The following is a 19,083-nucleotide window of genomic DNA, read 5'->3' as shown; positions in this document are numbered from 1 at the left end:
CGATCGTATGTGACATCTGAAGGGCTTGTCGAGCGCATGTCGTACGCCCTACGGATGAGGGGTCCCGTCCCCGTGTCCGAGGAGCGTCATGTCCCGTCGTCGTCCATCCGCCCGTCCCGCCGGACGCCTGTCCGCGCTGGCCGCCCTGGTCGCACTGGCCGCGCTGGCCGCCCAGTGTGCGATGGTGACCGGTCCTGCGGCCGCTGCCGGATCCGTCGACGCGGACGAGCCCGCGCCACGGGCGACGTCCGTCGCGCTGGCTCTCGAGGTCGCCGCGGACGGTCGCGGCCCGTTCACGCCGGACGACCAGCCGGGCGGTGACAGCGGTCCCGCGAACGGCCTCACGCGGACCGGGGACACGATCACCTACCGGGTGACGGTGAACGCGACGGGCGGAACCGCTCGCGACGAGCGGTTCGTGATCGACGCTCCGTCCGGAACGACCTGGGAGGCAGTCCCGCTGGCCTGTGCGCCCGGTTCGCTGATCGACGGCCAGCGGTTGACCTGCCGTCTCGGCGACGTGACCGAGGGGCACGCCACCGCCGTCCCGGTCGCGCTCACCCTGTCCGGCGATCTGCGGCACGGTGACCACGTCACGGTGTCGGGTACGGCCAGCGCCGAGGGCGTGGAGTCGACACCGGCCGTGCAGGCACCGGCGACCACGGTGTCAGCGGCTCCGCGCTACAACCTGTCGAAGAAGGTCGTCGGCTCGGTCCTGCGGACGGACGTACCCGGCCCTGACGGCTCGCCGGGTGTCCAGCTCGTCTACCCGATGACCGTCGACTGGCTCCCCGTCGTCCCGGGTCAAGGGCTCCTCGGCTTCGAGCGGAGCTCCGGCGACATGTCGTTCACGGACGACGTCTCGCGGCTGCTCGGTGACCGGCCGTCCGGCGCCGTGCTCTGGAACGGTGGTCGGCCGGTGTGCGGCCGGAACGGCGAGGACGGTGTGGCCTTCGGCGGTCTGCCCGGTGGGCGGGGTGGCGGGAGCGGGTCCGTCGCGGACTCCGGGCAGATCTCGTGCGCCCAGGGCGCTGCCGGACAGCCCGTCACGGTGACGATCAGCGGCGCGGTCACCGACGCCGGCCGGATGCCGACCCGGAACCTGGCCGGCGGCCCGATCAGCGGCGGCGCGAAGCCCTACGTCGTGAGCGGCTGGATCAGCTTCTGGATGCCGACGCCCGAGGCACCGACCTCCGTCGAGTCCGTCAACACGTTCACCCCGCTGCAGACCACTTCGTCGGCTGGGACCCCGAACTTCCCCGGCGGCGCCGAGCCCCTCGAGGACAACGAGGCCCGTCGGAACCTCGTCGAGCTCGCTTCCGGCTCCGCGGGGAAGCGCCTCTGGCGACTCGGCGACGACGGCCGCACGACGACGGCGGGATCGGCGAAGGAAGGTGACCCCTGGGCCACGGGTGGCACGCTGCTCCGGAGCGACGTCGCCGTGTCGAACCCCGGGCTCCGGCCCTTCGTGGACACCGTCCTCTGCGACACCTTCGACCGGCGCACGCAGCGGCTGACCGCGGTGTCGGGACGGTCGCCCGCGTGGAGCAGCGGTCTCGAGCACGCCCGGGTGCAGTACGCGGCGTACGCGATGCACGAGCCCGCGGACGGCCAGCGTCGGACCTGCGACGACGCCGACGGCCCCTGGTTCGACGACCCCGCCGCCGTACCGGGCGGTGTGGCCGCGGTCGGTGCCGTCCGGGTCACCGGCGACGTGCGCGGGGGTGGCAACGGCGCGCTGTACACGACCGTCACCACGCTCCGGTCCCCCGACGGGACGCGCGCGTACGACTTCGCGCACGTGCACTTCGGCGACCACCGACCGGGGTGGGTGCACGACCAGCAGGACCCGGTGCTCGGCGCCGGAGGACTCGCCGACAGCGTCGTGCTGACCGAGGACCTCGCCCGCGTCACCAAGGCGGTCGTCGACCCCGGGTCGAACGCCGAGGACACCCCGGACACCACCGCCACCGTCCTGGCGGGCAACACGGTCGACTTCGTCCTGCGCCCGACGCTGACGAACGGCCTGGCGGACGGCCGGCCGACCGCGATGACGGTCCGGGACGTCCTGCCCGGGCACACCTCGTTCGTCCCGGACAGCGCGTCACTCACGCCCGTGGTCGACACCGTCACGGCCGAGGACGGATCGACCCGGCAACGACTCACGTGGACGCTGGACGACGTGACGCCCGGTGAGCGGATCGCACCCATCACCTACTCTGCCGTGGTCGAGCAGGGTGCGCCCGCCGGGTCGATCACCAACTCCGTGGTCGTCTCGGCGCCCACCGACCGTTCCGACGAACGCTGGCGCACGGCGGAGCGCGGGTTGCGCGTCGTCACGACCGGGGGCGTCGGCGTCGAGAAGACCGCACCGGCGCCGGTCGTCGTCGCCGGCGACGCGGTCGAGTGGGACCTCCGCGCCACGAACACCGACGACACCGATCTGCGGGACCTCGACGTGATCGACGTCCTGCCGCACCGTGGTGACCCGTACGGCACGGCGTTCCACGGAAGCGTCGAGCTCGCGCAGCCGGTGGCCGTCGACGCGGACGCCGGTGAATCGGTCCGCTACACCCACCGTGCCGCGGAGGACGTGGCACTCGACGGAGCCGACCCGAGCAACCAGCCGCACGGGGCGACCCGGTGGTGCGCGGAGACGGAGTTCGGGACGTCCGGCTGCCCGGACGGCTGGTCGGAGGTCACGGCCCTGCGGATCCTCCGCAGCAGCCCGGTGGCGAGCGGTGCGACCGTGTCCCACCGGGTCTCCCTCGCGACGCACGGCTCCCGCGACGGCGATCGGTACGGGAACCGGTTCGGTCTCCGCGCGTCGAACCTCGCCCTGCCCGTGCAGTCCAACCCCTCGACCGTGCGGGTGGTCGCCGGAGCGATCGGTGACCGGGTCTGGTTCGACCGCAACGGCGACGGCGTCCAGGACGACGACGAACCGGGTCTCGCGGGCGTCCCCGTCGCGATCACCGGGCAGGACGACCGGGGAACGCCGGTCGACCAGCGTGGGACCACCGACGAGGACGGCGACTACCGGTTCGACGGACTGCGGCCAGGGGCCTACCGGATCCACGTCACCGTCCCCGAAGGGCTCCGCCCGACCATCCGTCACGCCGGGGACGAGGCCGCGCTGGACTCCGACGTGGACGAGGACGGGACGACCGACCCCGTCGAACTGACGCGCCGATCGGAACCCGGCGAGGGCCTCGTCGGGGTGACCCACGACGTGACGATCGACGCCGGCTTCGTCGCCGAGGACGGCGACGGGAGCGACGGAGGCGACGGAGGCGACGGAGGCGATCCGGACGCGGGCGTCGGCGTCCCGGACACGGGCGGACAAGGCACCGGCTCCGGCACCGGCTCCGGCACCGGCTCCGGCTCCGGACCGGGTCTCACCGCCGGGCAGGACGACGGAGCGTCGAGGATCAGCGGGTCGCGCCTCGCCTTCACCGGTGCTGAGATCGGGACGGCCGCGGTCGTGGGACTCGGGCTGCTCCTGGCGGGACTGACCGTCCTGTTCCGCCGTCGTCGGATCCAGAGGGCGTCCGACCGCGGCTGACGGTCCGCGCAGTCGCTCGCACGCTCGGCCTGCCCGCCGCTGCCCTGTGGCCGGTCCTCGTGACCGAGACCACAGGGCAGCGATGCGGGTGACGGTACGGTCGTCGCGTGGATGACCGAGTGGCACGGGCGTACGGCGGACGCGCCCAGGAGTACGCGGCAGTGCTGGGATCGATGCAGGCTGTACACCCCGCCGACCGCACCCACGTCGAACAGTGGGCGGCCGGCTGCCACGGGGTCGTCGTCGACGCCGGGTGCGGGCCCGGGCACTGGACCGCGCACCTGACCGGTCTCGGACACCGGGTCGTCGGGCTCGACGCGGTCCCGGAGTTCGTCGCGATCGCGCGGCGGACGGCTCCGGACGTGGAGGTGCGTCGGGCCACGCTCGAGTCGACCGGGCTGCCGCCCGGGAGCGTGGGCGGGGTGCTCTCGTGGTACTCGCTCGTGCACCACGAGCCGGAGGCCGTCCCGGTCGCCCTCGCGGAGTTCCACCGGGTGCTCGACGCCGGTGGCGGGCTGCTCGTCGGTGCCTTCGCCGGTGCCGTCCTGGAGCCGTTCGACCACGCGGTGACGACGGCGTGGCGGTGGCCGGCGGAGCGCCTGGTCGCGGCGGTCGAGGACGTCGGGTTCACCGTCGTCGACGTGCGGGAGCGCGAGGACGAGGGGGTGCGGCCGCACCTGGCGGTCAGCGCGGTGCGGCCGGGGTGATGCCGTCGCGGCGGGTGGTCGTCAGGGCTGCCAGCCGGGCGTGGCCAGGCCGGTCTCGTAGGCGAAGACGACGAGCTGGGCGCGGTCGCGGGCGCCGAGCTTGATCATCGTGCGGGAGACGTGGGTCTTCGTGGTCATCGGGCTGACGAACAGGCGCTCGGCGATCTCGGCGTTGGTGAGTCCGAGGGCGACGAGCTGCATGACCTGGCGCTCCCGCTCCGTCAGCACGTCGAGCGACGGGGCGAGGGCGCTCGGCTTCGCGTGCGCGGCGTAGGCGGCGACGAGGGAGCGGGTCGCCCCCGGGGAGAGCAGGGACTCCCCCGCGTGCACGGTGCGGATCGCCCGGAGGAGCTCGGCGGGCTCCGTGTCCTTCACCAGGAAGCCGGCGGCACCACCGCGGATCGCCTCGAACACGTAGGCGTCCTCCTCGAAGGTGGTGAGGACGACGACGTGAACGCTGTCGAGCTCCGGGTCCGCGGCGATGCGTCTCGTCGCGTCGAGCCCGTCGGAGCCCGGCATGCGGATGTCCATGAGGACCACGTCCGGACGCTCCCGACGGACGGCGTCGACCGCGGCGTCGCCGTCGCCCGCGTCGCCGACCACCGTCATGCCCGGTTCGGCGTCGACGAGCGCGCGGAGCCCGGCCCGGACGAGCACCTGGTCGTCGACGAGCAGGACGCGGATCGGCTCGCCCCCGTCGTCGGCAGGGGTCGGGCCTGCGGAGGTCGAACCTGCGGAAGTCGGGCCTGCGGGGCTCGGGCCTGCGGGGCTCGGGCCTGCGGGGCTCGGGCCTGCGGGGCTCGGCTCGGTCATGCTGGCTCCTCGGATCGGTCTGGTGGCCGGTTCGTCGGCACGGGCAGGCGCGCGGCCACCCGCCACCCGCCGTCCGGGGTCGGTCCGGCCGTCATCGTGCCGCCCACCGCGTCGGCGCGCTCGCGCATCCCGATGAGCCCGTTGCCCGACTCCCCGAGCCGGGTCGACCGCTGGACGGCTCCGGGCAGCGGGTGGTCCTGGACGACGAGGTCGAGCACCTCGGCGCCCACCGAGACGGTGACGTCGACGCGGTGGCCCGGCGCGTGCTTCATCACATTCGTCACGGACTCCTGCACAATCCGGAAGGCGTTGCGGTCCACCACGCCGCCGACGGTCGTCGGGTCGCCCTCGACCCGTGCGGTCACGTCGACGCCCGCCGCCCGCGCACGGTCGACGAGGTCCGGGACCCGGTCGAGCCCCGGCACCGGGTTCCGCTCCGGCACGACCCGGCCGTCGGGGTCGGGACCGGCGCCGTCCGCCGAGCGCAACACCCCCAGGATCGTCCGGAGTTCGACGAGGGCTTCGCGACTGGTGTCCCGGATGCTCGTCAGCGACTCCTGCGTGCCCGAGGGCAGGGCCGCCCCGAGGTGCAGTGCCACCCCTGCCTGCAGGTTGATGAGCGACATGCTGTGCGCGACCGAGTCGTGCAGCTCCCGCGCGATCCGGACGCGCTCGTCCCGGGCGCGCTGTTGCTCGACCTCGGCGCGGGCACGTCGACGCTCGGCGGCCCGCTCGAGACGGACACGGGCGAGTTCGGTGACGACGATCGTCACGGTCGCCCAGGCGAGCGCGAGGACTGCGGCGTCGAGGCTGTACACGGGCGATCGACCCGTCAGCAGGTCGGCGGCCGGCAGCAGCCCGACGGCGACGACCGCCGCGGCGAGGACGGAGCGCCGGTGCCCGCGGAACCAGGCGTTCGCCATCGCCATCGTCAGCGCCGCGACGAAGGGGCCGCGGGGCGTCACCAGCAGCGCGTACCCCGCGGTCGTGGCGAGCGTGACGGCGAGGACGACCCGGGGGAACGACCACCGCCAGGGCAGCACGAGCACACCCACCACGAGCAGCACGACCGCGAGCGGGACGACGTCCACGGGCTCGACCACCACGCCGGTGCCCGCCCACGGGGGCCGCTGCCCACGCGGGGGTCCGCCGCTGATGCGCGACGCGAGCAGGGTCCCGGCGACCTGCACGACCGCGACCGGGAGCACCCGACCGACGCGGGCGAACCGCGGGCTCCCCGAGGACCGGCGGCGGTCGCCGGTGGTCGGAGCGGGGGCGTCGGTGGTCACGGGGCGAGCCTAGGGGCGGCAGCGCACCCGGGCGTCGGGCCGCCGCACCATCTGTGGACTACTCCCCCGGGCGTAGTCGCCTGTGCAGGAGCGGCGCCGCCACCACTGCGGGAGCAGCCGGAAGTGGGCCCGACCGGCGGACGCGCACCGCGCCTCCAGGCCGGAGGCTCGTCGTGTCGCACCAGCGACGACCACGCAACCACAGGAGGCAACCGTGATCCCCGCACTCTCGTCCATCGCCGCCGTCGGTCCGTACGCCCACGGACCCGGCTTCCCGTTCCTCGTGTTCCCGCTGTTCTTCTTCCTGGTGCTCGTGGCGCTCGGCGTCGTCTTCGGCGTCCTCCGCCGCGGGTCCTGGCGGGCGCGCTCCGACGCCCGGGCCGTGCTCGCGGACCGGTTCGCCCGGGGCGACATCGACGCCGAGGAGTACCGCGGGCGGCTCGCCGAGCTCAGCCGGAAGTGACCTACAGCGCCGAGCTCAGCCGGAGGTGACGGACAGCGCCGACGTGATCGTCGCCACGGTGTCGTCGACGGAGCCGTCGATCGACACCGCGACGGCGGTCTCGTCGGGCTCCGGCCGCTCGAGCGTCGCGAACTGCGAGTCGAGCAGCGACGTCGGCATGTACTCGTGGTGCCGGTGCGACTGCCGCTCGGCGATGAGGTCGTACGAGCCGTCGAGGAAGGCGATGACCAGGTCCGGGGCGGCGGACCGGAGCCGGTCGCGGTACACGCGCTTGAGCGCTGAGTTCGCCATCACGCAGCGGCGACCCGAGGCCTGCACCGCCGCGATCCTGGCCGCGCAGGCGTCGAGCCACGGCCAGCGGTCCTCGTCGGTCAGCGGCGTGCCCTGCCGCATCTTCTCCTTGTTCGCGGCGGGGTGCAGGTCGTCCGCGTCGACGAACTCGCTCGGCTGGCCCTGGTCGGCGAGGGCGTCGGCGAGCGCCTGCCCGATCGTCGACTTGCCGGAGCCGGAGACCCCCATCACGAGCACGGGCGGGAGGACGGCGACGTCGTTCATCCCTCCACAGTAGGAGAGCGTCCGGTTCCCGTCCCCAGTTGCCGTCACACTCGTGCGACCCCAGGGTCCGGCTCGTAGGTTGGGCACCGAACATCCAGGACGAAGGAGACCCAGGTGGCAGAGCACGACGGACAGGCGAACATCGGGGTCATCGGCCTCGCGGTGATGGGCTCGAACCTCGCACGCAACCTCGCGTCGCGCGAGGGCAACACGGTGGCGGTCTACAACCGCACGTACGCCCGGACCGAGGAACTCATGCAGGAACACGGCGACGCCGGGTTCATCGCATCAGAAGACATCGACGGGTTCGTCGCGTCGCTGTCGAAGCCCCGGACCGCGATCATCATGGTGCAGGCCGGCAAGGGCACCGACGCCGTCATCGACCAGCTCGCGGAGCGGTTCGAGGAAGGCGACATCATCGTGGACGGCGGCAACGCGAACTTCCACGACACGATCCGTCGCGAGCACGACCTGCGCGAGAAGGGCCTGAACTTCGTCGGCACCGGCATCTCCGGCGGCGAAGAGGGCGCGCTGAACGGCCCGTCGATCATGCCCGGCGGCTCGAAGGAGGCCTGGGAGACCCTCGGACCGATCCTCAAGTCGATCGCCGCCGTGGCCGAGGGCGAGCCGTGTGTGACGCACATCGGCTCCGACGGCGCCGGCCACTTCGTGAAGATGGTGCACAACGGCATCGAGTACGCCGACATGCAGCTCATCGCGGAGTCCTACGACCTGCTCCGTCGCGTCGGCGGGTACTCCGTCGAGCAGCTCGTGCAGGTGTTCGACGAGTGGAACAAGGGCGACCTGGAGTCGTACCTGATCGAGATCACCGGTGAGGTCCTCAAGCAGCAGGACGCCGACACCGGGAAGCCGCTCGTCGACGTCATCCGCGACGAGGCCGGGTCGAAGGGCACCGGCGTCTGGACCGTGCAGAACGCCGTCGGTCTGGGCATCCCGGTGTCGGGCATCGGCGAGGCGGTCTTCGCCCGTGCGGTGTCGTCGAAGCCGACCCAGCGTGCCGCGGTGCAGCGGAGCGTGGAGAACCGACCGGACATCGCCGAGGTGCCGGACTCGTTCGCCGACGACGTCCGTGCGGCGCTGTACGCATCGAAGGTCGTCGCGTACGCGCAGGGCTTCGACCTCATCATCGCCGGCGCCAAGGAGTACGACTGGGACATCGACCTGGGCGCGGTCGCGAAGATCTGGCGCGGTGGCTGCATCATCCGGGCGCAGTTCCTCAACCGCATCGTCGAGGCGTACGACAAGAACCCGGCGCTCGAGTCGCTGCTGGTCGACCCGTACTTCGCGGACGCCGTCGCCGAGGGCGAAGCAGCCTGGCGGCGGATCGTCGGCATCGCGGTCGCGTCCGGGATCCCGGCGCCGGGCTTCTCGTCCGCGCTGGCGTACTACGACTCCCTCGCCTCGGACCGGCTCCCCGCGGCGCTGATCCAGGGGCAGCGTGACTTCTTCGGGGCGCACACCTACCAGCGCATCGACAAGGACGGCACGTTCCACACGCTGTGGTCCGACGACGACCGGCGCGAGGTCGAACAGGAGCCGTCGACGCACTGACCGAGGGGCACTGACGGGTCCGGACCGGCCGACGGGCGAGGAGCGCAGGCTCCTCGCCCGTTCCCGTTCCCGTTCCCGTTCCCGGTCGTTCAGGCGACGATGCGCTCGCGAGCCAGGTCGGCGACGAGCCGCTCGAGCCGCGGGCCACGGCCGAGCAGGCGCTGCGACCCCGGAGCCGAGCGGACGAAGAACGTGGCGACCGCGGTCGTGTCGTCCGGCCGGACGTAGTGCAAGGCGACCGCCGTGGCGCTCCGTTCCCCGACCACGTCCTCGAGTCCGACGTGCACCATCCGGCTCCAGCGGATCACGAGCAGCCGGGTCGCGCGGCGCTCCTCGAGTTCCCAGAGCGACGCCTCGGTGGCACCGAACGCCCAGGTGACCCGCTGCCCGAGCGCCGTCTCGGGACGGGCTTCGTGCACGGCGTCGCGGAGCTCCTGGGTCGGCGCCGAGGGCACGAGCCAGACGGTCGGGTCGATGCGCCGGATCGCGAGCGCGAGGGCCTCGTCGGCACGGCGACGCCGGATCGCCCGGGCCCGGAGGACCGCGACGGCGATGAGGACCAGGCCGCCCGTGATCGCGACCGCCTCGAGCACCCCGAAGTACGACAGGTCGGACTCCGGCGCGGTGGTGGACACCACGATGCGGGTGACGAGCAGGGCGACCCAGATCCCCACGATCGTCCAGCGCAGGGCGGCGAAGCGTCGGGCGACCGACATCGCCGGGCGGGACCGCCGCTGTGCACGTCGCTGTGCTCGCTGCTGGGCTCGTTCCTGGGCTCGTTCCTGGGCCCGCTGCTGCGCACGCCGCCGACGCGGCACGCGGTCGGGTCGGCTCAGCACATCCTGATCCTCGCACGGTCCGGCGTCGCCGCGCTGGCCCGTTCCGGGGAACGAGGCGGTGAACGCCCGGGGAAGCGCCGCTCCTCCACAGCAGGTCGGCCGCCGGCGCCCGTCCACCGTCCGGCCGCCTGTCAGCCCGTCGGCGACCTGCCGACCTACGCTGCACGGGTGAGCACCGCACCACCCTCCGCCTCCTCCGCACCCGCTGCCGAGCCGCTCCCGCCGGGGACGTCCGTCCGCCGCCCGGCCGGATGGGCCGCCGCGTGCGGGATCGTGGCCGTCGTCGCGTTCCTGGCCGTCGCCGAGTTCGGTGCGCTGCTGCTCGGTGGCGCCGGCAGTCCGCTCGTCGCCGTCGGCTCGGCGGTCATCGACCTCGCTCCGCCCGCTGCGAAGGACCTCATGGTGGGGTTGTTCGGCACCGGGGACAAGGCCGCGCTCTTCGTCCTGATGGCCGTCGTCACGGCGGGCATCAGCGCCGGCGCGGGCGTCCTCGAACGACGACGTCCGCCGTTCGGGGCGCTCGTGTTCGCGGTCGGTGGTGCGCTGTCGCTCGCAGCCGTCACCACGCGGTCGGGCAGCGGCACGTGGGACGGGCTGCCGAGCGTCCTCGGCGTGGTCGCGGCGATCGTCGTACTGCGCCTGCTCCTCCGTCGGCTCCGGCGGTGGGAAGCCGCAGCAGCCGTCCCGTCGGCCTCGCCCAGACCGGCGGCGACCGAACGTCGCACATTCCTGGTGTGGGGTGCGGCGACCGCCGTCGCCGCGGTCGTGGTCGGTGGCGCGTCCCGCCTCGGGACCTCGGCGATGCAGGCGGCCGCGGCTGCACGGCGGGCGATCCGCCTACCGCAGCCCGCGACCACGGCGACGCCCGTCCCCGCCGGGGCGTCCCTCGACGTGTCCGGGATCACGCCGTACGTCACCTCGAACGCCGACTTCTACCGGATCGACACCGCCCTGCGCGTGCCGTCGGTCGACCCGGCGCAGTGGAAGCTGCGGATCCACGGCGCGGTTGAGCGTGAGGTCGAGCTGACCTGGGACGAACTGCTGGCGCTCCCGCTCGAGGAACACATGGCGACCCTGAGCTGCGTCTCGAACGAGGTCGGCGGCGACCTGATCGGCAACGCGCTGTGGCTCGGGTACCCGATCCGCGAACTCCTGGCGCGGGCGGGGGTCCGCGACGGTGCCGACATGGTGCTGTCCCGGAGCGTCGACGGGTTCTCGGCCGGGACGCCCCTCGACGTGCTGCAGGACCCCGACACCGCCGCGATGCTCGCCGTCGGGATGAACGGCGAGCCGCTCCCGCCCGAGCACGGGTTCCCGGTCCGGATGGTCGTGCCCGGCCTGTTCGGGTACGTCTCCGCGACGAAGTGGGTGAACGAGCTCGAGGTCACCCGCTTCGCCGACGCGCAGGGGTACTGGACCCCGCGTGGTTGGTCGGAGCGCGGTCCGGTGAAGCTCGAGTCGCGGATCGACACACCTCGGAACGGGGCGTCGCTCACGGCCGGGAAGACCGTCGCCGTGGCGGGTGTCGCCTGGCAACCGCACCACGGGGTGAAGGGCGTGCAGGTCCGGGTCGATGACGGCGAGTGGCAGGACGCGACCCTGGCCGACTCGGTGTCCGCCGACACCTGGCGGCAGTGGGTGTGGCGGTGGACCCCGACGGCCGGGTCGCACCGGCTGCAGGTCCGCGCCACGGGGACCGACGGGCAGGTGCAGACGAGCGTCGAACGGCCTCCGGCGCCGAACGGCGCAACGGGATGGCACACCGTGCAGGTCAGCGCGGACTGACGACGGTCCGCGGACGGCTGCCGGGCGTCAGGCCGGCCGGACCGCCACGACGCACGTCCCGTCGACCTCGTCGTCGCGCTCGACCGCGACGGTGAACCCGGCGGCGGCGAACAGTGCCGCCGACGCCGCGGACTGGGCCGCCGAGACCTCGATGACGACCGCCCCGCCCGGGCGCAACCACGCCCCGGCCCCGTCGGCGATGCGGCGGTGCACGTCGAGGCCGTCCGCTCCCCCGTCGAGGGCGACGAGCCGCTCGTGGTCGCGGGCCTCCGACGGCATCGTCGCGACCTCGCCGGACGGCACGTACGGGGCGTTCACGGCGATGACGTCGACGGCCTCCCGGAACCGCTCGGGCAGCGGCGCGAACAGGTCACCCGTGACGACGATCCCCCGGTCCCCGATGTTCTCGGCGGCCACGTCGGTCGCGTCGGGGTCCACGTCGGCCGCGACGAGGTCGAGCGCACCGACCCGGCCGAGCAGCGCGACGGAGATCGCGCCGACCCCGCAGCACAGGTCGACGACCCGGTCGTACCGGTGGAGCCGCCGCGCCGCCTGCTCGACGACGACCGCGGTGCGTGCCCGGGGCACGAAGACCCCCGCGGCGACGCGGACCCGGTGCCCGTCGAAGGCCGCCCAGCCGAGGACGACCTCGAGCGGCTCACCGGCAAGGCGCCGCTGCACCAGGGCACGCAGACGGACCGGATCGCCGTCGCCCGCTTCGAGCAGCAGGTCGGCCTCGTCCTCGACGAACACGCTGCCCGCCGCCCGGAGCCGGGCGGCGAGCGCGTCCCGCGCTGTGGTCAAGCCGCGCCGTCGAACATCGACGTGACGGAACCGTCGTCGAAGACCTCGTGGATCGCGCGGGCGATGAGCGGGGCGATCGGCAGGACCTCGAGGCGGTCCCAGCGCTTCTCCTCCGGCAGCGGCAGGGTGTCCGTGACGACGACGCGGTCGATGAACTCGCTCTGCAGCAGGTCCTTCGCCGGGTCCGAGAACACCGCGTGGGTCGCCGCGACGACGACGCCGGTGGCACCGTTCGCCTTCAGGGCCTCGGCGGCCTTGGCGATCGTGCGACCGGTGTCGATGAGGTCGTCGACGAGCAGGCAGACGCGGCCGGAGACGTCACCGACGATCTCGTGCACGGAGACCTGGTTCGGGACGAGCGGGTCACGCCGCTTGTGGATGATGGCGAGCGGGGCGCCGAGCTTCTCGGACCAGATGTCGGCGACGCGCACGCGGCCCATGTCCGGCGACACGACGGTGAGCGTCTCCGGGTCGAGGATCTGCTGGAAGCGCTCGAGCAGCACGGGCATGGCGAACAGGTGGTCGACGGGGCCGTCGAAGAAGCCCTGGATCTGGGCGGCGTGCAGGTCGACACTCATGATGCGGTGCGCACCGGCGGCCTTGAACAGGTCGGCGACCAGTCGGGCCGAGATCGGCTCGCGACCGCGACCCTTCTTGTCCTGTCGGGCGTAGGGGTAGAAGGGCGCCACGACCGTGATGCGCTTCGCCGAGGCACGCTTGAGCGCGTCGACCATGATGAGCTGCTCCATGAGCCACTCGTTGATCGGCGCGGTGTGCGACTGGATGACGAACGCGTCGCAGCCGCGGACCGACTCGTCGAAGCGGGCGTAGAGCTCACCGTTCGCGAAGGTGCGGGCGTCGGTCGGGACCAGCTCGACCCCGAGCTCGTCGGCGATCTGCGCCGAGAGCTCCGGGTGCGCTCGTCCCGAGACGAGGACGAGTCGTTTCTGGCCGGTTGTCTTGATTCCGGACAAGTGCGGTGCTCACTCCCTGACCCGCTCGGGGTCGCTGCCGACGGCCGGGTCAGGTCGCCGTGTTCTGTTCGCCGTGCGCGCGCCGAGCCGCCTCGGCCGCCGGCGTACCGGGTCGGTGTTCCTCGACCCATCCGTCGGTGTTGCGCTGCGGGGCGTAGCTGATCGCGAGCGACCCGGCCGGTACGTCCCTGCGGACGGTCGTACCCGCGCCGGTGTACGCCCCGTCGCCAATCCTAACCGGGGCGACGAACACGTTGTGCGAGCCCGTCCGCACGTTCGACCCCACCTGGGTGCGGTGCTTGTGCACGCCGTCGTAGTTCGCGGTGATGGTGTTGGCCCCGATGTTGGAGTCCTCGCCGACCTCGGTGTCGCCGATGTAGGACAGGTGCGGCACCTTGCTGCCCCGCCCGATCACGGCGTTCTTGGTCTCGACGAACGTGCCGATCTTGCCCTGGTCGCCCAGGATCGTGCCCGGCCGCAGGTACGCGAACGGCCCGACCGAGGCACCGTCCCCGATCACGGCGAGCGTCGCGTCGACCCGGTTCACGGTGGCCCCGGCGCCGACCTCGGTGTCGCGCAGGGTCGTGTCCGGTCCGACGACGGCACCGGCGGCGATCGCCGTGGCGCCGATCAGCTGGGTGCCCGGGAGCACCTCGGCGTCGGCCTCGATGGTGACGTCCAGGTCGATCCACGTCGTCGCGGGGTCCTGGACGGTGACGCCGGCGAGCTGGTGCCGACGGACGATCCGGGCGTTGAGCTCGCGGGCCGCGTCGGCGAGCTGCGCGCGGTCGTTGATCCCCGCGACGAGCCACGGGTCGGTGAGGGTCACGACGTCGATCGCTCCGCCGCGCGCGGCGATGAGGGCCGGCACGTCGGTGATGTACTTCTCGCCCTGGGCGTTGGCCGTCGTGAGACCGGGGAGCACGGCACGGAGGTGCGCGACGTCGAACGCGTAGATCCCGGCGTTCGCCTCGGTGATGGTGCGCTGCTCGTCGGTCGCGTCCTTGTGCTCGACGACGGCGACGAAGGCCCCGGAGGCGTCGCGGACCACGCGGCCGAGGCCGGTCGGGTCGGGGGCGATCGCACTGACCAGGGTCGCGGCGTTCCCGGCGTGGGCGTCCACGAGAATCCGGAGCGACGCGGCGTCGAGCAGCGGGACGTCGCCGGAGAGCACGACTACGGCGCCCTCGAAGTCCTCGGGGAGCGCCTGGACCGCGACCTCGACGGCGCGGCCGGTGCCGGGGACGTCGTCCTGGTCGACGACGATCGCGCCGGGTGCGCGCTCGGCGACCTCGGCGGCGACGCGCTCCCGCTCGTGCCGGACCACCACGGCGACGTGCTCGGGCTCGAGCGACGCCGCGGTGCGGAGCACGTGGGCGACGAGGGGCAGGCCGGCGAGGCGGTGCAGCACCTTGGGGGTGGACGACTTCATGCGCGTGCCCTGCCCGGCGGCGAGGACGACGACGGCGATCCGCTGGTCGGTCATGCCCTCCATCCTGGCGCACGGGAGCCGAGCGGGTGCCACGGGGGCGTCACCGTGGACGATCCGGCCCATCGCAGGTGACGTGGGAGGCAAGACCGCGCAAGGGGTGCCGGAAGGAACGACACACCACGCGCGGATCAGCACCCGACGAGCGGAAACACCTCCGACGCGCGGAACGGCACCCGACGCGCGGATCAGCCTCCGACGCGCGGGACGGCCGCCGCCCCGTCCTCCCGCTTGACGAACGCCATGAGCACGAGGCCCGCGACGAGCACCACCACGATGCCGAGGATGCCGAACCGCGTCGAGCCGGTCACGGTCACGGCGACCCCGAACAGCGCCGGCGCCAGGAACGACGCCGCCCGCCCGGTCGTGGCGTACAGGCCGAACAGCTCCCCCTCGCGGCCCGGCGTCGCGAGCCGCGCCAGGTACGCCCGCGACGACGACTGCACCGGCCCGACGAACACGCACAGCGCGAGCCCGAGCACCCAGAACCCGACCTGGGCCGTCCCGACCGCGAGCACCGCCGTGCCGCACACGACGAGTCCGATCAGCGACACCGTGATGAGCGCCCGGGAGCCGAACCGGTCGTCGAGCCGCCCGGACAGGAACGTCGCGACCCCGGCGACGACGTTCGCGACGATGGCGAACAGGATCACCTCGGACGCACTGAAGCCGAACACCTGCGCGGCGATGATCCCGCCGAACGTGAACACCGCCCCGACCCCGTCGCGGAACACCGCGCTCGCGACCAGGAACGCCAGGACGTTCCGCCGCTCGCGCCACAGCCGGGCGACGTGGCGTCCGAGGTCCCGGTAGGCCCCGAGCAGGCCGCCGGTCTGCGTCCGGTCCGGCGCCGCCTCGGGGACGGTCAGGAACAGCGGCACCGAGCTGACGGCGAGCCACACGGCGGCGATGCCGATCGCGACGCGGACGTCCCACTGCCCGGTCGCCACGGTCGCCGGCAGCTGCAGGATCCCGGCCACGCCGGGCGTCCCGAAGTCCTGGATGCACAGGACGAGCAGCACGACCAGCAGCACGATGCCGCCGAAGTACCCGGCCGCCCAGCCGATCGCCGAGACCCGGCCGGTCTTCGGCCCGGAGGCGACCTGGCCGAGCATCGCGTTGTACCCGACGGTCGCGATCTCGTACGCGACCGTCCCGATCCCGAGCAGGGCGGCCCCGAGCACGAGGTACGGCTGGCTCGGTGCGACGAACACCATCGCCCCGATCGACAGCGCGATGCCGATGGTCGCGACGAGCACCGACCGGCGCCGGTGCCCGGAGGAGTCCGCGAGCCGGCCGACCGCGGGGGCGACGAGCGCCACGACGATCCCGGCTACGGTCAGGGCGGTCGAGACGGTCGCCGCGTTCTGCGCGAGCTCCCGCTCGACCGCGCGGGTGGCGGCAGCCGAGGTGCCCTCGGCCGCGACGAGCCGCGGGTCGACGAACGCGCGGCTCGCCAGGTAGGTGCTGAACACGAAGGTGGTGACGACGGCGTTGAACGCCGCGGACCCCCAGTCCCAGAGCGCCCAGGACACGAGGGCCCGTCGGTCGGTGCGCTGCGGCACTGCAGCCGCCGGTGTCGCCGTCATGGCCGAACCGTAGCGCGTCGCGGTGTCGCGCCGGTGCCCCCGGTCCGGGTGCACCGGCGGGTGCGGTCGCCGGACACGACCGCAGGACGGACTGGAGGCACGTGGCGGGCCCGCCACGTGCCTCCAGTCCGTGTCCTGGTCGCGCCGCGACGGAGGCGGGTCACGAGGCGGACGGGACCCCGTTCGGGTAGACGACCGACTTGAGGGAGGCCGGGTCGGTGTCGCTCTCGAGAGCCTCGCGGACGTCGTCGAGCCCGAAGCGTCCCGTGACGAGTGCGTCCAGGTCGACCTGTCCGGAGGCGACCAGCCCGATCGCGACCGGCCAGGTGTTCGTGTAGCGGAAGATGCCGGTGACCGTCACCTCGAGGTTCTGGATGTGCTCGACGGGCAGCACCATCTCGGAGTTGCCGAGCCCGACCAGGACGGCGGCGCCGGCCGGTCCGACCGCCTTGATGCCGTCGGAGACCGCGCGGGGTGCGCCGCTGGCGTCGATGAAGGCGTCGACGGGGACGATGTCCGACGTGACGTCCACCGCGACGGGGTCGACGACCTCCGTCGCGCCGAAGGACAGCGCCCGCTCGCGGCGCTCGGGGACGAGGTCGCTGACGACGACGCGGGTGGCGCCGAACGCGCGGGCGACCTGTGCGCAGATGACGCCGATCGGGCCGGCGCCGGCGATGAGGACGCTCGACCCGGGGACGATGCCGGCCTTGCGTACGGCGGCGATGCCGACGGACAGGGGTTCGAGGAGGGCGCCGGCCTCGAACGAGACGGTGTCGGGCAGGGTGTGGGCGAACTCGGCCTCGATCGTGACGTACTCGGCGAACGCGCCGTCGACCGGCGGCGTCGCGTAGAAGCGCATGTGCGGGCAGAGGTTGTAGCGACCGGCCAGGCACTGCGCGCAGCGGTGGCAGGGGCGCTGCGGTTCGACGGCGACACGTTCCCCGACGCGGGCGGGGTCGACGCCCTCGCCGACGGCGGTGATCGTGCCGGAGAGCTCGTGACCGAGGACGAGGGGCTCCTCGACGACGAAGTCCCCGATGCGGCCGTGGCGGTAGTAGTGCACGTCGGAGCCGCACACGCCGACGGCGGCGACGCGGACGAGGACGTCCCCCGCGGCGACCTCGGGGACGGGGCGGTCCTCGACGGTGAGGTCCTGGGTGCCGAGCAGGACGCTCGCGCGCTGGGTGGTGGCGGTGTCGGTCATGCGGATCTCGCTTCCTCGACCGCGTCGTCGCGGTCGGACGGGGTGGTCGGTGTGTCGGCGGCGGGCGGGGCCGTCTGGGCCGGGGCCTGCGTCGCTCGGGCCGGGGCCTGCGTCGCCTGGATCGGGGTCGCCTGGCCGTCGCGGAGCAGGTCGGTGAACCCGAGCTCGGCGGCCCCGCGCACCAGGACGTCCCGGCCGAGCGCCGCCGGCACGACCCGGAGCCGGTCGGTCATGGCGGCCATCGTCTGCGCCCGGACCTCGTCCTCGACGCGGTCCCCGACGTGCCCGAGCAGCTCGCCGAGGAACCCGCCGAGGACGACGACCTCGGGGTCGACCGTGTGGACGGCGTTCCGGATCGCGGTGGCGAGCGCCGTGACCTGCCGGTCAACGACCCGCTCGACCTCGTCCCGGCCCTCGGCGAGCGCCGCGGCGAGGGCGTCGAGGTCGTCCGGGGGTGTCCCGGTGACCGCGGTCAGGGACTCGCGCGAGGCCTCGGTCTCCAGGCACCCGACGGCCCCGCAGTGGCAGCGGACGCCGTTCGCGGCGACGAAGGTGTGCCCGAGCTCGCCCGCGTACCCGTCGGCGCCGCTGAACGGTCGGCCGGCGCTGACGATGCCGCCGCCGATGCCGCTCGCGCCGCCGTTGAGGTAGACCAGGTCGTCGACGCCGCGGGCGCTGCCGTACAGCCGTTCGGCCCAGGCGCCGACGTTCGCGTCGTTCGCGGCGCGGACGGGCAGGCCGAGGCGATCGGCGAGCGGTCCCGCGAACGGCTCGTCCCGCCATCCGAGGTGCGGGGCGTCCCGGACGACCCCGTCCTCGACGCGGACGATGCCGGGGACCGCGACGCCGACCCCGACGAGCCGCAGGCCCGGTGCCGCCCGGGTGGTGAGGGTGCCGAGCACGCGGGCGACGGCGTCGATCGCGACGGCCGCGCTCGGGACGCTGGGCTGGGGTTCGACGAGCCGGTCGCGCACGGTGCCGTCGAGCGCGACGAGGGCCACCCCGACGGCGTCGATCTCGACCGTGACGGCGGCGGCCACGACGTCCGGCGACGCGCGGACGATCGCGCTGGGACGCCCGACGCCGGCCGCGGGGCGTTCGGCACCGGGGCTGCCGGGGGCGGGGGACTCCTCGTGCACGAGCCCCTGTTCGACGAGCTCGCCGACGATCGCCAGGACCGTCGAGCGGTTCAGGCCCGTACGACGGGTGAGCTCGGCGCGCGGGAGCGGCCCGCCCTCGTGCACGATGCGGAGGACGCGCGCGGCGTTGCCGGGCGTGGTCGTGGCCGGTCGGGCCATGGGTCCTCCTCGTGGGGTGGTGGTGCGGGGTCGGGCGGTGCCGAGTCTCGGCACGAGCGACAAGTCTCGCGCGGCGCTCCGCAGAACTCGTCGCCCAGGCCGAGACTCGGCGCGGCGCCGGCGGTGCGCCGGCG

The 19,083-nt window shown here is 73.7% G+C and carries 15 protein-coding genes; 5 read left to right on the top strand and 10 right to left on the bottom strand.

Features of this window, described 5'->3' with window-relative positions; translation table 11 throughout:
- The first annotated feature begins 88 nt into the window (after positions 1-88).
- Complete coding sequence (locus LQK89_RS03805; RefSeq protein WP_231050251.1) at positions 89-3,565, top strand: SdrD B-like domain-containing protein; 3,477 nt, start codon at positions 89-91, stop codon at positions 3,563-3,565.
- 107 nt (positions 3,566-3,672) lie between these two features.
- Complete coding sequence (locus LQK89_RS03800; protein WP_231050250.1) at positions 3,673-4,272, top strand: class I SAM-dependent methyltransferase; 600 nt, start codon at positions 3,673-3,675, stop codon at positions 4,270-4,272.
- Positions 4,273-4,293: 21 nt separating this feature from the next.
- Here LQK89_RS03800 and LQK89_RS03795 read toward each other — a convergent pair whose 3' ends face one another.
- A complete protein-coding gene (locus tag LQK89_RS03795; RefSeq protein WP_231050249.1) occupies positions 4,294-5,085 on the bottom strand; it encodes a response regulator transcription factor in 792 nt (263 codons plus the stop codon).
- On the bottom strand, positions 5,082-6,374 hold the full coding sequence (locus LQK89_RS03790; RefSeq protein WP_231050248.1) for a sensor histidine kinase: 1,293 nt from the start codon (positions 6,372-6,374) through the stop codon (positions 5,082-5,084). Before LQK89_RS03790 ends, LQK89_RS03795 begins: the two co-directional genes overlap by 4 nt.
- Before the next feature lie 214 nt (positions 6,375-6,588).
- Between LQK89_RS03790 and LQK89_RS03785 the strand changes: the two genes are divergently transcribed.
- Positions 6,589-6,837, top strand: coding sequence for a hypothetical protein (locus LQK89_RS03785; protein ID WP_058742273.1), 249 nt, complete (start codon positions 6,589-6,591; stop codon positions 6,835-6,837).
- 15 nt (positions 6,838-6,852) lie between these two features.
- Here LQK89_RS03785 and LQK89_RS03780 read toward each other — a convergent pair whose 3' ends face one another.
- The gene (locus tag LQK89_RS03780) at positions 6,853-7,392 is read right to left on the bottom strand and encodes a gluconokinase (protein WP_231050247.1); all 540 of its coding nucleotides are present in this window, start codon (positions 7,390-7,392) and stop codon (positions 6,853-6,855) included.
- Positions 7,393-7,506: 114 nt separating this feature from the next.
- Between LQK89_RS03780 and gndA the strand changes: the two genes are divergently transcribed.
- Positions 7,507-8,964 carry an NADP-dependent phosphogluconate dehydrogenase gene (gene gndA / locus LQK89_RS03775; protein ID WP_180225616.1) on the top strand — a complete coding sequence of 486 codons (1,458 nt, stop codon included), beginning with the start codon at positions 7,507-7,509 and terminating at the stop codon, positions 8,962-8,964.
- 89 nt (positions 8,965-9,053) lie between these two features.
- Here gndA and LQK89_RS03770 read toward each other — a convergent pair whose 3' ends face one another.
- The gene (locus LQK89_RS03770) at positions 9,054-9,680 is read right to left on the bottom strand and encodes a hypothetical protein (RefSeq protein WP_231050246.1); all 627 of its coding nucleotides are present in this window, start codon (positions 9,678-9,680) and stop codon (positions 9,054-9,056) included.
- 291 nt (positions 9,681-9,971) lie between these two features.
- On the opposite strand from LQK89_RS03770, the gene LQK89_RS03765 reads away from it, so the two are divergent.
- Positions 9,972-11,588, top strand: coding sequence for a molybdopterin-dependent oxidoreductase (locus LQK89_RS03765; protein ID WP_442874059.1), 1,617 nt, complete (start codon positions 9,972-9,974; stop codon positions 11,586-11,588).
- Positions 11,589-11,615: 27 nt separating this feature from the next.
- Here LQK89_RS03765 and LQK89_RS03760 read toward each other — a convergent pair whose 3' ends face one another.
- The 6 genes from LQK89_RS03760 to LQK89_RS03735 form a co-directional block, all read right to left on the bottom strand.
- Positions 11,616-12,392 (bottom strand): putative protein N(5)-glutamine methyltransferase, encoded by a 777-nt coding sequence (locus LQK89_RS03760; protein ID WP_231050245.1) that lies wholly within the window; start codon positions 12,390-12,392, stop codon positions 11,616-11,618.
- The gene (locus LQK89_RS03755; RefSeq protein ID WP_114848877.1) at positions 12,389-13,366 is read right to left on the bottom strand and encodes a ribose-phosphate diphosphokinase; all 978 of its coding nucleotides are present in this window, start codon (positions 13,364-13,366) and stop codon (positions 12,389-12,391) included. The genes LQK89_RS03760 and LQK89_RS03755 overlap by 4 nt, the downstream gene beginning before the upstream one ends.
- A gap of 49 nt (positions 13,367-13,415) precedes the next feature.
- Positions 13,416-14,852 (bottom strand): bifunctional UDP-N-acetylglucosamine diphosphorylase/glucosamine-1-phosphate N-acetyltransferase GlmU, encoded by a 1,437-nt coding sequence (gene glmU, locus LQK89_RS03750; RefSeq protein ID WP_231050244.1) that lies wholly within the window; start codon positions 14,850-14,852, stop codon positions 13,416-13,418.
- 191 nt (positions 14,853-15,043) lie between these two features.
- Complete coding sequence (locus tag LQK89_RS03745; protein WP_231050243.1) at positions 15,044-16,444, bottom strand: MFS transporter; 1,401 nt, start codon at positions 16,442-16,444, stop codon at positions 15,044-15,046.
- A gap of 160 nt (positions 16,445-16,604) precedes the next feature.
- Positions 16,605-17,651: an NAD(P)-dependent alcohol dehydrogenase gene (locus tag LQK89_RS03740; protein ID WP_231050242.1), complete on the bottom strand. Its 1,047-nt coding sequence runs from the start codon at positions 17,649-17,651 to the stop codon at positions 16,605-16,607.
- On the bottom strand, positions 17,648-18,949 hold the full coding sequence (locus LQK89_RS03735; RefSeq protein WP_231050241.1) for an ROK family transcriptional regulator: 1,302 nt from the start codon (positions 18,947-18,949) through the stop codon (positions 17,648-17,650). The genes LQK89_RS03740 and LQK89_RS03735 overlap by 4 nt, the downstream gene beginning before the upstream one ends.
- Positions 18,950-19,083: the final 134 nt, after the last annotated feature.

Source organism: Curtobacterium sp. C1, assembly GCF_021049325.1.
Taxonomy (GTDB): Bacteria; Actinomycetota; Actinomycetes; order Actinomycetales; family Microbacteriaceae; genus Curtobacterium; species Curtobacterium citreum.
This window is presented reverse-complemented; position numbering and strand designations above follow the sequence as displayed.

Excerpts from the sequence above, each read along its gene's own strand:
- LQK89_RS03805 (WP_231050251.1), top strand. The coding sequence starts at position 89 with ATGTCCCGTCGTCGTCCATCCGCCCGTCCCGCCGGACGCCTGTCCGCG.
- LQK89_RS03795 (WP_231050249.1), bottom strand. The coding sequence starts at position 5,085 with ATGACCGAGCCGAGCCCCGCAGGCCCGAGCCCCGCAGGCCCGAGCCCC.
- LQK89_RS03780 (WP_231050247.1), bottom strand. The coding sequence starts at position 7,392 with ATGAACGACGTCGCCGTCCTCCCGCCCGTGCTCGTGATGGGGGTCTCC.
- LQK89_RS03770 (WP_231050246.1), bottom strand. The coding sequence starts at position 9,680 with ATGTCGGTCGCCCGACGCTTCGCCGCCCTGCGCTGGACGATCGTGGGG.
- glmU (WP_231050244.1), bottom strand. The coding sequence starts at position 14,852 with ATGACCGACCAGCGGATCGCCGTCGTCGTCCTCGCCGCCGGGCAGGGC.
- LQK89_RS03745 (WP_231050243.1), bottom strand. The coding sequence starts at position 16,444 with ATGACGGCGACACCGGCGGCTGCAGTGCCGCAGCGCACCGACCGACGG.
- LQK89_RS03740 (WP_231050242.1), bottom strand. The coding sequence starts at position 17,651 with ATGACCGACACCGCCACCACCCAGCGCGCGAGCGTCCTGCTCGGCACC.
- LQK89_RS03735 (WP_231050241.1), bottom strand. The coding sequence starts at position 18,949 with ATGGCCCGACCGGCCACGACCACGCCCGGCAACGCCGCGCGCGTCCTC.